This is a genomic window from Vibrio penaeicida (assembly GCF_019977755.1).
Lineage (GTDB): Bacteria > Pseudomonadota > Gammaproteobacteria > Enterobacterales > Vibrionaceae > Vibrio > Vibrio penaeicida.
Genome location: NZ_AP025144.1, coordinates 2628258 through 2643981, shown reverse-complemented (window position 1 = coordinate 2643981; position 15724 = coordinate 2628258). Strand labels below are relative to the sequence as shown.

The window sequence follows — 15724 nt, the reverse complement described above, 5'->3', positions numbered from 1 at the left end:
TAGGGCTTGCTAAGCGAGTAAACCCGATAGAAGTACGTTTTAGTGGAAGAGATCACTTTTTGAACCACGCCTTTTGGTCGATAGAATGCAGTAGCGAAACTATTCTTATAAAAAACTATAGGGATTAATCGTTTATGGAACTTTGCACTCAGCTGAACTACGTTCGATCACTCTCTGCTGGCAAAGCATATTTCTACTATCTATCTAAAAGTGGTGAGATGTGTCCCCTTGAAATTGATAGAACTAGGTTGCGCGCACCAAAAGGTGGTTATGCAGAAGCATATAAAGGGGGCAAGTTCGTAAAAAAGAATGTTGCTCCACAAGATTTAGCCCACTCCAATCCTCAGTTCATCGAAGAGTGTTATGTAAAGCCAGGTGTCGATGATATCTATTGTGCATTCCCCCTTCGAATTCGAGCCAATTCTCTAACCCCAGATATCTGTAGTGACGATGAAGTGCGCAGTAAACTTTCGTTACTGGCTAATACTTATAAAGAGCTCAATGGGTATCAGGAGCTTGCTCATCGATACGCAAAGAATATACTGCTTGGCCGTTGGCTGTGGCGCAACAGAGAGTGTCGAAACCTGTCGATAGAAGTGACCACCAGTGATTCGCAAACCTTGATTATAGAAAACGCAACAAGGCTTTCTTGGTATGGTCATTGGGATGAGGCTTCAGCAGAATGCATAGAAAAGCTCACAGCCTATTTGATGCGAGCCCTTTCCGATCCGACCGAATATTTCTACATGGATGTCAAAGCTAAAATTGGAGTTGGTTGGGGAGATGAGGTTTACCCAAGCCAAGAGTTTTTAGATAGCCGAGAAGATGGTGTTCCGACTAAGCAGTTAGCTACCGTCGAACTATTGAACGGAAAGGAAACCGCTGCGTTTCATGGTCAAAAAGTTGGAGCAGCGTTGCAGTCGATTGACGATTGGTGGCATGAAGACGCAGATAAGCCATTAAGAGTGAATGAATATGGAGCAGACCGAGAGTACGTTATAGCAAGGCGACATGTTTCCTATGGAAATGACTTTTACAAGTTAGTCAGAAATACAGAAAATTGGATTGAGACTATGATAGCTTCTCAGACCATCCCAAATGACGTGCACTTTATTATGTCGGTCTTGATCAAAGGCGGCCTCTTCAATTGTTCCAAAGCAAAGTAAGGATGGCTATGACGAAGCGTTACTATTTCTTAATACGTTTCACGTCTGCTAACGCTGATTATGAGTTGTTAGCAGGGCGTTGTATCTCTCAAATGCACTTGTTTATGGTCAATAATCGACAAGCCATGAATAAAATAGGCGTGAGCTTTCCGGACTGGAACGAATCTACAGTTGGCCAAATCATTGCCTTTGTTGCTGACGATAAAGAGATGATGATTGGGCTCTTTTTTCAGCCATATTTTTCTTTGATGGTAAATGAGGGTTTATTTGAGATCTCTAGCGTATGTGAGGTGCCGGACACTGCGATAGAGGTGAGGTTTGTTCGCAATCAAACAATTGGTAAAAGCTTTCTGGGCTCCAAGAAACGTCGAGTAAAACGTAGCATGGCGAGAGCTGAACTACTTGATGCTAGAACATCATTACCAGTCACTAATGAAGAGCGTGTCGTCGATAGCTTCCATCGAATACCAATCTCCAGTGGTTCATCTGGGGAAGATTATATGTTGTTTGTACAAAAGGAGTTTGTCGGTGAGCGCGGTGCAGCAAACTTTAATAGCTATGGTTTAGCCACCAATCAAGAAAGAAGAGGGACAGTTCCTGACTTACGTTTTTGACCCTTTTTTTGAAAGTTCTTTTTAGATATTTAAAAACAGGGAGTTACAGGCATAATAAGAAAAAGGGTATTTTGGTGAATTGTGACTTTAAGCACGCAGAATCAAATGGTTAGTGACTATATTTTATAGTGCCCTGCCGAATAGGTAGCTAATAAATTGTACGCCAATAAGGCCCGCGCAAAGTCGTCGTGCCCTGCCGAATAGGTAGCTAATAAAACATGTTGTTTTTGGCGGAAGCATTGAAAGATGTGCCCTGCCGAATAGGTAGCTAATAAAATGGAGTTCAAGAAGGACTCTTTCGACTTCAAGTGCCCTGCCGAATAGGCAGCTAAGAAAAGGCCTGGAAGAAAGCAACCAACCTGCTGAACAAGCAGTTAGAGTCAAAACCATCAAGTTTAGGCTTGGTGGTTTTTGTTTGAAGTTTAGTTAAAGTCACATCGAGTCGGTTTTTGTCCGTCTTCGGCTCAGTTGGTTCACAACGTCAGCTAGCTCGCTTTTGCCCCATTATTAGTTTCGCTCAACAAGCTCGTGTTCGTAAACAGCGGTAATTTACCCAAACTGAGCTTATGTTAGGATTACTATAGTTATGCAGCATTTGTGAATTTCTTTGTTGAGTGTGGTGAAGTTGCTTCAGGATAAAAACATCTTAGCCCCACTACTCTGAACGTTAATTAGATGGAACGCCCCACACCAACGCTAAAAATAGTGATGTAGAGGAACATTTCAAGATGCTGTTATTTAGTTATTGATATATATCGGAAAGACTATCTTACATCCTCCCCCGTCGCCAGTGGTGAGAGGGGAGGGGGACGCAGATTGCAATACTGAAATTAGTAAGGCATCAAAGCGGTTTCGATCAAAAAGAAGTGCTGTGTCAGTTCGCCTTTCTCCAATTCGTGACAGATTTTGCGGGCTGGGAGAAAACCATTATTCTCAAGTAGATCATCAAGGCGATCTAAACAGTAGCCCCAAAAGAGTCCCTCAAACACTTGAATCTGAGTATTGTCGTCGATGATTAGGTTTCTGTCGATCAACTTGCCTTCATCTTCATGCCATATTCTGCGACAGAGTTGATAGTGTGGGTTATCACTCAACAATCCGCCCTCGTGCATATATGTCCAGGTTCCGTCGCCGGCCACCAAGCTTTTCATGAACTCAAGATCCATTAGCTCAATCACCAGTTTACCCTCGGGCTTTAGGTTGCTTTTGAGTTGCGCAAGTAAGCCGTCTAGATCCTTAAGATTATTGGCAATACCAAACAGCATCAGCACCAAGTCAAACTGGGTATCCAGTTTGAACTGGTTGAGGTCCGCGACCTGATAGTGTTCGTGATGACTGGCTTGCTGTTGCGCATAGTGAATGGCTGCTGGCGAAATATCGAATCCCGTACAGTGCACCTGTCGGTTGGCAAGCTTCGAGGTATACAGACCCGGACCACAGGCAAGATCCAATACCTTATCGCCGGGCGTTAGGTAGCGCTGGTAGAGAAAATCAACCTGACGCGCGATCTCGTCGAGTTTACGGCTGGCAAATTCACTGTTTTGATCCAAATGCTCCTTGAGCATACGCTCGCTAAAGGCCGGGTTACCAAAGTCCATCAGCAAGTGAGGGCACTCTTCTTGGCGGAGGAAGTCGTTCAATAACTGCTTATTCATAGTGAGTACTCTTAAGCCGCCGAGACTTTAGCCCGTTGGAATTTCTTGATCTTCTTCATCGCCATCTTGCGTTTGAGCGGAGACAGATAGTCGATGAAGATTTTGCCATGTAAGTGGTCGATTTCGTGTTGCATGACAATCGCCAGATAGTCATCGTCTTCGATGGTAAATGCTTCTCCCTGGCGATTTAATGCTTGCACTTTGACTCGCTGGTGGCGTTGTACCTTGGCATACACACCAGGGACGGACAGGCAGCCTTCTTCACTGTCGATCAGTCCCTCATGCTCGATGATTTGAGGATTAATCATGATCAGTGGCTGATCACGATTTTCTGAGATATCAATAATAAGCACAGCTTCACTGTGGCCAACTTGAGCGGCCGCAAGTCCAATGCCATTGTCGGTATCGTAAAGGGTGTCTAACATATCGTCGATCAATGTTTGCACGGTGCTGACGTCGTCAACGATCTGATAGGTCACACGAAGTCTGTCATCTGGCACTTCGATAATAGGTCTGATAGCCATTGTTGTTTTCCTTTTATTTATTCTTGAATAACCAACGATTGTTGCGTGAGTAATGGTTCACTGATTGTCGAACTTACCCCTTGTATCATGTCGACAAACGCGGTGAATAAACGTTGTAGCATGGAGTAAGAATATAGGTCCTGAGCACATTCCACGACGACAGAGCCGCGGCCATTGTTGATGAAAACCGTAAATACGGTATCGAATCGGCAGTAACGGTTGTCGAGCTCTAACGACTGCCCTGTTGGTAATGGGGCGCTGTCCTGACCATGAAATGCGAATACGTTCTGGACCAGAGGCGCGTAATTGTAGCATCGACGTATACCGGAAACATATGAGATTGTTTGATTAACAGGTCGATGCGCCAGAAACGCACGATTAGTGTTAATTCGCTCGCGGAGGTCGTTAACGTCGGTGTTGGTCTGTGAAATTGACACGCGAGTCGGGATCACATCGACAAAATAGCCGATAGTGTCGAACAAACCGACATCCACCCTAGGCGAGTACGGGAAGCCGATGACGATATCAGCGCGTTCTGCCACCCGCGCTGCCGCGGTTTGATATAGGGCGAATGCGGTTTCAAATAGGGTGCCCTGCGCTGCATTGGCCAGTTGTGTGAGCTGACATAACACCGCGGGCGTTATATCAAATTGTTGGCGAAAGCCGAGATTACTGGGTAGATCACTGCGGTCGTTAGAGGTGAATTTAAGGATACCTTCGTAGCCTTCAAACTGCTTGGTCCAAAATGCCTTGAGTGATTCGTCGTGTTCGGATGGGGTCGCTGTCGTAACAGCGTCGCTATAATCCAAGAAGTCGTACGGTGATGGGTGAATATCCTGTTGGTGGTAGGCATCAATCAACGCCTTGAACATAAACTGCATGCTCGCGTCATCGGCGATGATGTGGTGGATGTTGATAAAGACAACAGACTGTTGTGTTTCGGCGATGGACATAAGGTCGAAACGGATCAGAGGACCGAGCTGAAGATCAAAGGGGGTTTCAGCCAGGGTTTGGCACAGTGCGATTGCGTCGCCTAACGTCTCAACAGGATGGACAGTGAGCTCCATCTCCTGTGGTTCCTGCACAGTCATATGCAGGTTATCTTGCTGATCGAAGGTAAACACGGCATTTAACACACGGCTATGACGCATCAGGGTGTTTAGCGCCTGTTGTAATGGCAGAGCGTGCAGCGGCTTATCGAACAACCGAGCTTGTGGAATGTTGTACAAGGCTTTGTGAACGGCGAACTCGTGCGAAAAATACAGGTTTAGTTGTGCTGGGGTCACAGGATACATTGTCCTTTGAGAGTGAATCAGTGCAAGCGATGATCCATGCTCCTCTTGTGTCAGCGCTGAGTTCTCACTTAGCCATAACGCCAGTTCAGCCACGGTTTGATGACGCAAAAAGTCGACAAAACCAATGTTATGTCCGGTCAGGGCACTCAATCGATGCAGTACTTTAGGTACCAATAGTGAATGGCCGCCAATATCAAAAAAGCGTGCGGTGACACAGAACTGGTCATCATGAATAAACTCAGTCCAACAACGGTGGATCTGGGCTTCCAGATCATTGCGGGGGAGAATCGACGCTTCATTCGTATCGAATTCATATTGGCTGAGGGCCCGTTGGTCCACCTTACCGTTGACGGTCAGAGGCAGGTGCTCGACAAAAACCAGTCCAGATGGCACTTGAAAGGGTTCAAGCGTGTTGCGCAGGTAGCTCATCACGGTACTGCGCATATCAGCGACATTGACGTCAGTGTCGTTGGGGACCAGATACGCAACAATGTGTTTATCCGGTGTTTCAACCACACCAACGTGGGCATTTTTGACCAGAGGGTGAGCCAACAGAACGTGGTTGATGCCAGACAATTCAACACGATGGCCACGGATTTTGACCAATTGATCGCGTCGACCTATATATTCGATGTCACCTTGCGGGTTGTACCGAGCCAGATCGCCACTCAGATACAAATAGCGACAACCGTCCAGCGAGTAGAACGGATTGAGGCGATACTTTTCCTGATTGAGTTCCGGTCGATTATGGTAATTGGGCTTGAGCCAGGGGGCCCCAATGGCGATTTCGCCTACCTGACCGCATTGACTGGCATCAAGCTCAGCCCCGATTAGATAGACGTGTGTATCATTGATGGGCTGCCCGATTGGGACGCTGTGATGATGATCGCGTAGTGACAGGATATCAAACCAGGTTGCAAAGGTGGTCGTCTCGGTAGGGCCATAGCCATTGACGAACTGAGTAAGATGGCAATGGGGACTGGCGAGGAATGCTCGTACCGTATTGAGGTTAAGCGCATCCCCCCCAATCAACAGTCCCGTTAGATGTCTCAAGGTTTGCGGACGAGTAGTGGCAATATCGTTGAACAGCGAGACCGTTAGCCAAGCCGTGTTGATGCCTTGAAGCGCCAACTGACGAGATAGTTTAGGGTAGTCGAGCAAGGTTTCTTTATCAACGACCGCACAACTCAGCCCATTGACCAAAGGGACAAATATTTCCAGCAGTGAGGCATCAAACGCCGGAGATGAGGCGACAAGAAAACGCGTCTGTTGCGACAACTGAAGAAAATTCGGCGCTTGGGTGAGTCGCAAGATTGACTCAAGACAGATCTCGACGCCTTTTGGCGTCCCCGTTGAGCCTGAGGTATACAGCAAGCAGGCTTCGTTTTCGCTGGCGCTGGATGGCGCTGAGCTGTAGTTGGTGAAGTGGAGAGGGCTTGCACCTATTGTCATCAAGAGCACGTCTGACTGCCCTGTTGAACTAAGCCCTATGCTGCCACGTAACCTCGCATCATCAATGATGAATTGAAGCCTTTTCTGAGGGTAACGACGATCAAGCGGAACAAACGAACAGCCGTTTAGCAGTAGAGCGAAGATGGTCACAATATACTCATAGCTAAGCTCAAGCTGAACGCCGACACGCTGCCCGTTGGTGATGCCAGCGTGAGTTAAGGCCAATCTCAACTGCTGTACGTCTTCACTCAACTGACGATAGTGGTAGTGGGTCTCATGGGTCACGACAGCAATTTGTTGGTCAAGGGATGCCCAGACATTCTCCAGCCTTTCCAATACCGGCTCAGGACGATAAGCAGGCCCCTTTTTAGGTGCGTGTTCGCCAAGCGAATGAGGTTGATTCACTTTGAGGTTGACTGATTTGATAAGCCTTTGAGTGAAGAGGGTGCAGATGCTGCCTACATATTCTGGGTAAAGCAGGTGTGGGTTAAACTCAAATTCGATCTCGATGTGCCGATTGACGACAAAGCAATGCGCAAACAGATCGAAACGCGCACTGACGGTCGGCAAAGGGAAAAACTGACTGTCACAGTGAGCGAGTGTTAACCCTCGGTCGTGCCCGGTGTTTTGCAGGGCAATCCCAACTTGTAAGCGATCCAGATTGATTGAGGGCTGTTGCAGGTTCAGATGCTGTTGGATTTCATCAAGATAGGCTCCGGCATGACTCAGACAGTGCTGTAATGTCTGGTGGGCGGAGAGGGCATCGCTGTCACGCTGGTAGCGAAAAGGAATGGTATTGACGAACATACCTATGGTGTCAGCAAAGCCTTCTCGATTGGCGGTGGGAATGGCTAAAACCACCTCTTCCAACGCAGAAAACTGACACAGGGCTTGCCCAAAGTGATGGGTTAACAGACTGAACAGGCTAATTTTTTCTTCTTTAGCCTGAGTGATTAACTTTTCACTCAGCTCGCTTGGGAGTGAGACACGATGTGGCGGAATAGAAGACGACTGCGCGTCCGCCTGTGGCAAAGGTCGGGCGGCTTTGGGCAGCACGTCTGGTAAGCGACAATCAAACAGGTGCTGGCGCCAAAAAGCCAGATCGGCTTCCAGCGCGGACGGACAGCGCTGGTTAGCCATGGTTAGACAATACGCTTGATAGTCGTGCTGAACGGTGTCACTGAGGGGGTAACCCTTATGCAGACAATCATAATGATCACTGATGGCCTGGAGCAGCAGTTGGACCGACCAACCATCTAAAATTAGATGGTTCGAGAACAGCAGTAAGATGTGCTGGCCGGGGCCAGTGGTCAATAAACGCACACGCAGCATCGGCGCTTGGTGCAGATCGAATGGCGTGGCGACTTCTTGCTCGAACGTGGTCCGCCAGTCTGAGTGACTCAGGGCCTGAAAATCCAGTGCATGCTGAACCGGTTCCAATTGAACTTCACCGTTGCTCTCGACAAACCGACAATTAAAGATGCCGTGCTGACTGACGGTATGCTGGCAGGCTGATTTGAAACGCTGATGATCGATGTCACCGCTCAGGGCATAGCCCAAGGCGATGACATTGTCTAATGGGCGCAACTGTTCAACGTACCAGAGACGGCGCTGAGCGGGGGAAATCGGCCATGTTTTCTCTAGGGCAAATGAAGTTGGCGAAGTCGCGGAGCGGTGGACGTCTAGTCTCTCAATCTGCGCCGAAAGGGCTTGAATACTAGGGTTGTCCAAAACCTGTTTGACGGTCAGTTTGATATTGAACTCTTCGTTCAACGCGTTGAGCAATTGGTAGATCTGTAATGAGTTACCGCCTAGCTCAAAGAAACTGCGTGTGGTCGGGATGTCTGAGTCATGGGTGTCGAGCACACTCTGATACAAGGCGTGCACCTTCTCACCAACGGTACCTGTTGGCGCTGGTGGGGTTGAACGGTAAGAAGCGCATTGACGGATTTGGTCTTCAATAGCCTCAATATCAAGTTTACCGTTTCGTGTCAGAGGGATCGCGCTCAATAAGACAAGTCGCTCAGGGATCATGTAGGCGGGGAGGACTTCGGCAACGTTTTGGCGTAACTGACGCTCTTGCTCGATGCTGTTGTCTGCGACTTCGATGTAGGCGACTAATCTTTCATTCAGTGTCGTCTTATCACAGCGTACATAGCACTGCTGAACCACCGCCTGCTGATGAAAGGCCTCTTCGACCTGAGTGAGGTTGACGCGCAGACCACGGATTTTGACTTCGTGATCCTTGCGGCTGACGAATTCTAAGTTTCCACACGGTAGTCTGCGCACCAGATCCCCGGTGCGGTAGTGTCGTTCGCCGTTATAAATAAAAAATTTACGTTCTGTTTCATGCGGGCAGGTGTAGCCTCGCGCTAAGCCCAGTCCACGGGTGATCAATTCGCCAACCCGCTCGCCGATGACGGGTTGGTTCTGGTCATCGATGATGTCCACTTCTGTCCCCGTGATAGCGCGGCCGATAGGCACACTGGTGTGACTATCGTTGAGCCCGAAAATATCGAAGGTGGTGGTGAAGGTCGTGTTTTCGGTCGGGCCATAGCCATTGAGGAAGGTGTCTAGCTGACAGTGGTCGCTGCGGAGAAACTTGCGCACCAGCTCAAGATTGAGCGCGTCGCCGCCAATCATTAGCGTCTTTAGTGTCGATAACGCTTGTGGATGGCGCGTGACAAGGGTGTTAAACAGCGCCACTGTCAACCACAGGGTACTGACATTACCGATGTTGATTTGGTGCTCGAACTGTTCAAAATCGAGCACATCTTGTTTCGCTATCACATAGATTTGCGCGCCATTAAGCAAGGGCAGCCAAATCTCAAGTGTCGATGCATCAAAGCCAATCGACGAACAGTGGGCGATGACATCCTGAGTCTGACACGTGATGTGGTCACTATTGCTGACCAGACGAAGTACGCCCGTGTGCTCGATTTCCACCCCTTTCGGTCGCCCCGTTGACCCGGACGTATACATGATATAAGCCAGCGGTGCCGAGACGGGCTCAATTTCGGGTGCGGTTGCCGTGTTGTGGTGGCGTAAATCGTCATAAATATAGACAGGCACAGTGGTTTGGTTGAGTGGGCGATCACTGATGATACAGGTCGCGTGGCTATCCTGAGCGATAAACGTCAGTTGTGACTCAGAGAAACTATCGTCCACTGGCAGATAGGGGCGCCCTGTTTTTAGGATCGCTAGCATGCTTACCACCGCAGCAACGCTGCGGTGCATAGAAACCACCACAGGAGCAGAACCATGAGGGTGATGCTTGAGGATCGCATTGGCGACCTGGTTGGCGGCGGCATCCAACTCGCCATAGCTGAGTTGCTGATGGTGATCTGCGATGGCGATATCGTGGTAATGGCGTTGAACGACGTCAGCGAACTGGTGATGAATAAGATGCCTGTCACGACTGTACATGGTGGTCCCCAAAGAAATTAACGAGTTCTAAGTATTCGATTAAGTGCTGGATAAATTGCTCAGGTTGCGGGAAGTTGAGCCCTTCAGCCTGCAATAACGCGTGCGTGTTATCGACGACGACATTGCCATAATCTGGAGCAATGACATCGTCATCCGAAGTGTCGCTGAGGTAATAGGACAGGATTGGGTACAAGGCGTTATTGTGATCGGCATTGCGGGTCGCTTGTTGCCGCCATTCAGCCAGAGAGACACCCTCTATTTGGTATCCTCGCGTTGCCAGGTGGCTAAACAGGTCATTCATTTGGGCCACGTAAGGGGTGGGCAAGTTGTAGACCTTGTTTTGATTGGTCAGACAGATGGTAACAATCAGTTGTGACATGAAATCGACCGGAGTGATGTTAATTTCATTGTCGATGACGGGGTAGCAGCCGAGCTGCAGACAGCCTTTCACATACAGCCAGATATGATCGTTGTCGGCATTGAAAGTCCCATGTAACGAATGGCCAACAAGGCTTGAAGGACGGACGACATTGACTGAAAAGCCGCGCGCCACCGCTTGCTCTAGCAAGACTTCCGTTGCCCATTTGGAGCGCGCGTACCCATTAAGGTGCTTAGCGGGTTGGATTGCCCGAGTTGGCAACGACTCGACATAGTGGTTGTGACGGTTGAGCTCTGACACACAGGCTAGGGTCGACACAAAGTGAATGTGTTTCTGGCGACACTGGGCGGCGAGCTCAAGGACGGAGAGCATGCTTAAGGTGTTGCTGGCTTTGAGTGTCGCATAGTCGAGGATGTGGTTGACATGAGCGGCGTTGTGCAACACATCGGTGATTTCCTGACTGAGTTGCTCGTAGCAGGAAGGCTCCAATCCTAACTTTGGTTCCGCGACGTTACCGCACACTACGCGCAGTTTTGTTGTGTCGGTGTCAGGGGCAAAGCGCTCCAACTGAGCGAGCATACGTTGTATCGCGTGAGCGTTATCTTTTGCTCGGACTAACGCCACCACGTGAGCAACATCATGTCGGTGTAACAGTTGGGCGACTAAGTTAATGCCGAGTAGGCCCGTGGCTCCTGTCACCAGAAAGACGCGTTCGTCGGTCTCGGCTGGAGCCGACACTGGCCACAGATCGGCGCGAAGGCCTAAGTCATCGTATTGCTCGGATTCGGACTCGTGGTGACGCCCACAGATCAAGTCCGCCAGATGATCTATGGTCGGAGCGTCAATGAACTCACTGAGAGAAACATTAAAGTCGAGGGTTTGTTTAACGCGTTTTGCCAACTGGGTGAAGACCAATGAATCCCCGCCGCACTCGAAGAAATGGCTAGAGCCTGTCACATCAGTGCTGTCTAAGAGCTCCTCAAACAGAGAGGTCAGAGTGTTTACCACGGCGCCGCGATCTCGGCTGACGGAGGACGAAGCGGCCAACAGGTCAATGGTGTGACTTAAGGTCGGCTCATTCATAAAGGCATGAAGCGGCAGCGTCATTGAGAGTTGAGAGCGGATTTCGGCGACAAGCGTAGAGAAGACAATCGACTCTCCGCCCATATCAAAGAAATTGCGATTGGGGTCAATGTGGTCGACACCAAGCAGGTGGCAAAAAATCTCGGTGACCTTGCGCTCGATCGTTTCCCTCGATAGTGCTTTAGTTGTGTCGTCGCGGTTAGCCACTGCATGAGTTACCCATTCTGAGAGGCGAGGATAAATATCATGGGTTGAGGCGACGCAATGTGATAGAGAAAGATGATCGAACACCCAGGAGAACGCGTTATCACAGTCCTGATGATTGATGGCTAATGCTTTGATGTCCGGCGATAGTGTTGGGTCATTCTGAAGATCCCAACCATCCCAGGAGATACTCATCCAACGCGTTGATTGGTGCGAGCGAGTGAATGCAAAGTCGTTCATAAACTGGTTGGCGTAGGCATAAACACCAAGATTAAAGCCGCCTAATTGGGTGGAAATTGAGGACATTAACAGGCAAAAGTCTGGCTGATGCTTATCACACAGCGACGCCAGAGCCAGAGTTCCGTCGACTTTGGCCTGATAGTGTTGAGCGATCATTGACGTGGGGCTGGAGAACACAGGTTTGAGGCCCTCCAGTGCGGTGTAGGCAGCACAGTGAATAACACCACGCAGCGGTCCAAGCTGATCATTGAGCTCGTCCACTTTGCTCATAAGAGCGGGCCCGTCTGCGACGTCAACACTGGCATAATGGACGCGAGATGAGTCGAGCAGCGCTGAGAGTGCCTGACGGTTCTCTAGTTGGCTCGTCAGTGCTTGAGGCAGATCAGAGAGTAAGGTGACGACCTGCGAGCCAGGCTTACGTCCGGTGAGTACGACCTCTAGCTGAGTGTGTTCGATAAGGTACTGGGCCCAGCTTAAGCCTATTTTGCCCAACCCTCCGGTGATCATCACATAGCCGTTGTGTTGCCAGACGTACGGTTCGGAACTGGCCTGAACGGGAACCAACGTCTTGTGCCAGACATACTGTTCGTCGACATAAACCGATGATGCATGTTGGGTGAAAGCGTCTAGATCGGTGGTGAGGATCCGCTCGTCGTCGGGGTGATGACCGATGAGACGCACGGTGAGGTGTGGTGCTTCTTGCGCAATGACCGTCGTTAAACTGCTGAGTGCGCGTTGGTAACACTCGGACAACTCGTGACTCATCGTTGGATGGGTTACTTGCACGAGGATATAGCAAGTCTTACTGTCATCGGCCGTCAAGCGTTCCAGTTGCTCAAGAAAGGCAGATAACTGCGACGGAGTGATGCTCTCTCTGGGGTGAAAGCCACGATAGATCAGCTGGCCTTCACGTTGGTACCAACCTGAGTAGTGTGCGACAGGAGACATGGAGTCTGCAGAGTGCGTTGGCCTAGGATGGCATAGCCAACTGTCTTGATAAAACCATTGGTCCACTGCGCGTTTAAGTCCAGTGCCTGACGACACGGGGGGGGGGGGCTGATAAAACTCAGTCTGGTTAAAGCCAGGCCCTGGCAGGTTGCACTTCTGCCATGTCAAAGGTGGGAGGGAAGCCCAGGCTATATTCCCGCCAAGAGACCAGAATTGGCCAAGGAAATCGGTTAAAGCAGGGGCGTCGAGTTGGTCGGGCACCTGGAGCAGCACAGTCGACAGTTCCGCTTTGTACGCGATGAACATATTGCTCATCGAAGTGCTGACGCCAATATCGGTCAATACACAGCGCGATGTATTTAACGCGCGTAAGATGCCGGTCATCTGGACGGGCTGAAGCAGTTGCTCAATCCAGTATTCTGGGTTGGCGACGCGGCGAAAGGCGACTTTTTTCCCCTTTAAGTTCGAGTAGAGGTGACCTTTCACTGAATGATAGGTGATCGAAGTCAGTACTTCCCGCAACGGAGCCACGGCGCGGGAAAGCATCGGGTTGTGAAAGGCTTTATTGGTCTGGAGGATTTTGCAGCGAATCGCGTCTTTGTGCAGCGTGGCTGCTAATTGATGGACGGCTTGGGTTTCACCGGCTATGACCGTCATGTGTTCGCCATTGCACGCAGCAATGGTCAGCGTGCCTGATAAATACTGACGGGCACGGGCTTCACCGGCAAAGATCGCGATCATTGCTCCCTCGTCACACGCTTGGATATGAGACGCGCGGCAGGCAATTAAACGCACCGCGTCCTCCAGTGACCAAAGTCCTGCAATCGCAGCAGCTATCCACTCGCCAAGGCTGTGGCCAATGTAAGACTGGAACGAAACCCCTTGTTGTTTCAGAGTCTGAGCCAGAGCGTATTGGATGGAAAACAGGATCGGTTGGGCGTATAGGGTCATCCGAGACTGCAGATCGGGATCATAGTCAGGATCCAATGCGACGCGTTTGAGATCCGCTGGCATACCCGGCTCGCGCTCAAATAACGCGATGCACTGATCAAAGAGTTCGCGAAAGCGCGTGCAGTGTTCGTACCTATTCAGTGCCGCTCCTTGAATAGCGCTGCCCTGACCTTCCACCACCAGAACCGACTCAGGGTGGGAGATTGCGTGTACGATCTCCCGCCGTGGCGTTCTCAATGACTGGATCAGTTGTGCCACGGAATCGGCGACATGATAGCGACGGTATGGTTCGTCGAGACGACACTGTCTTTGGGTGCCTGTAATATCGGCGAGCGCCGCCTCAGGATGGCGTTCGAGCCAGTCAGCCAGCTGCTGTTCCTGGGTGGTCAGTGTATTGTTGTGACGGCTGCTCATTGGCACGATATAGCGCTCAGACTGAAGTGGGGACTGGGGTTGGCGTGTGTCTGGTGAGGCTGACAGGATCAGGTGACAGTTGGTGCCCCCCATGCCAAATGAACTGACGGCTGCGCTTTGTTGGTGAACTGGGTACGGCGCGTTAGCTGTCGGGACATAGAAGGGTTTCTCGTCCATGTGGAGTTCTGGGTTGTAGGCTTCGAGGTATGGCGAACCGAGCATCAGATTGTGTTTCAGGGACAGAGCCACTTTGATTAATCCTGCAACACCTGCGGCGGTGTCGGTATGGCCAATATTCCATTTGACACTACCTAATGCGTACTGCGTATCTGGTGTGGCTGACGGATAACGACTGGCCAAGGCTTCGAGTTCAATCGGGTCACCGAGAGTCGTTGCCGTTCCATGACATTCGATAAACGCGATGTCAGAGGGGGTTAACCCACTGGATGACAGGGCGCGTTCAATCACTTCGACCTGACCGTCGATACTTGGCGCGGTGTAACCCACCTTGCGCGTACCGTCATTATTGGTGGCTCCTCCTTTGATCAGTGCGTAAATGGGGTCATTATCGCGTAGGGCATCAGACAAGCGCTTTAAGACCACCACGCCGACACCGCTGGCAGGCACGGTTCCGTCACTGTCAGCGGAGAAAGGCAGACAGCGACCTTGCTTCGACAGCACGCTGCCTTCCATGTACTCAGACCCTTGCCCATGCGGAGTATTGATGCTGGCTCCGCCCGCTAAAGCGAGATCACTTTCTCCGGCTATAAGGCTTTGACAAGCCTGATGGACCGCCACTGACGATGATGAGCACGCGGTAGAAATGGTATAGGCGGGGCCCTGTAGATTGAGTTGGTAGGCGATTTGGGTTGCGACACAATGATGGCTGTTGCCTAAGGCCAGTGAGTATTGCAAGTGATTGTCTTTCTGATAGGGAGAGTTGGCCAGGCAATGGGTGTAATACTGATTGGCGCCCACACTGAGGAAAGACCCAATACGATTGTTGGCCTGGTGTTCAACCACATTGGCATCGGCCAGTGCCAGAACGCTGTGTTCTAGCAGTTTTCGATGTTGCGGATCCATTAATTTGGCATCGCGAGGCGACATATTGAAGTAAGCCGCGTCAAAATGGTAAGGGCGATCCAGTATCCCTTCTGCTGCGACTCGGTCTGCGTTGACCGCGCCGCTCGGCAGATCGGTGGCGATGTGATGATTCACCAGCAATTGCCAGTAATGATCTTTGTCCTCAGCCCCAGGAAAAGCGCAAGAAATGCCGACAATTGCGACATCGGTGACGTTGTTAGTATTTGAAATCATAATTATAAAAGTTGTCGTAGTAGATGGGCGCTGCAGGCCTTTGACCTACAGCGCAT

Annotated in this window: 6 protein-coding genes; 2 read left to right on the top strand and 4 right to left on the bottom strand. The window is 50.2% G+C overall.

From position 1 onward, the window contains the following. The first annotated feature begins 134 nt into the window (after window positions 1-134). Together csy3 and cas6f are read left to right on the top strand one after the other, a co-directional pair. Window positions 135-1166: a type I-F CRISPR-associated protein Csy3 gene (csy3, locus tag LDO37_RS11665; RefSeq protein ID WP_126610347.1), complete on the top strand. Its 1032-nt coding sequence runs from the start codon at window positions 135-137 to the stop codon at window positions 1164-1166. Between the two features lie 8 nt (window positions 1167-1174). After that, entirely contained in the window at window positions 1175-1780 is a 606-nt protein-coding gene (gene cas6f / locus LDO37_RS11660) for a type I-F CRISPR-associated endoribonuclease Cas6/Csy4 (RefSeq protein ID WP_126610345.1), read from the top strand. Window positions 1781-2610: 830 nt separating this feature from the next. On the opposite strand, the gene LDO37_RS11655 is transcribed toward cas6f, so the two are convergent. From LDO37_RS11655 to LDO37_RS11640, 4 genes are read right to left on the bottom strand one after another with little or no spacing between them, the layout of a single operon-like run. Beyond that, entirely contained in the window at window positions 2611-3435 is an 825-nt protein-coding gene (locus LDO37_RS11655) for a class I SAM-dependent methyltransferase (protein WP_004746578.1), read from the bottom strand. Window positions 3436-3446: 11 nt separating this feature from the next. After that, window positions 3447-3959 (bottom strand): peptide deformylase, encoded by a 513-nt coding sequence (def, locus tag LDO37_RS11650; RefSeq protein WP_008220345.1) that lies wholly within the window; start codon window positions 3957-3959, stop codon window positions 3447-3449. 17 nt (window positions 3960-3976) lie between these two features. Next, a complete protein-coding gene (locus LDO37_RS11645; protein ID WP_126610343.1) occupies window positions 3977-10132 on the bottom strand; it encodes a non-ribosomal peptide synthetase in 6156 nt (2051 codons plus the stop codon). After that, entirely contained in the window at window positions 10119-15668 is a 5550-nt protein-coding gene (locus tag LDO37_RS11640; RefSeq protein WP_126610342.1) for a type I polyketide synthase, read from the bottom strand. Before LDO37_RS11640 ends, LDO37_RS11645 begins: the two co-directional genes overlap by 14 nt. Window positions 15669-15724 lie beyond the last annotated feature (56 nt).

Excerpts from the sequence above, each read along its gene's own strand:
- LDO37_RS11640 (WP_126610342.1), bottom strand. The coding sequence starts at position 15,668 with ATGATTTCAAATACTAACAACGTCACCGATGTCGCAATTGTCGGCATT.
- def (WP_008220345.1), bottom strand. The coding sequence starts at position 3,959 with ATGGCTATCAGACCTATTATCGAAGTGCCAGATGACAGACTTCGTGTG.
- cas6f (WP_126610345.1), top strand. The coding sequence starts at position 1,175 with ATGACGAAGCGTTACTATTTCTTAATACGTTTCACGTCTGCTAACGCT.
- csy3 (WP_126610347.1), top strand. The coding sequence starts at position 135 with ATGGAACTTTGCACTCAGCTGAACTACGTTCGATCACTCTCTGCTGGC.
- LDO37_RS11645 (WP_126610343.1), bottom strand. The coding sequence starts at position 10,132 with ATGTACAGTCGTGACAGGCATCTTATTCATCACCAGTTCGCTGACGTC.
- LDO37_RS11655 (WP_004746578.1), bottom strand. The coding sequence starts at position 3,435 with ATGAATAAGCAGTTATTGAACGACTTCCTCCGCCAAGAAGAGTGCCCT.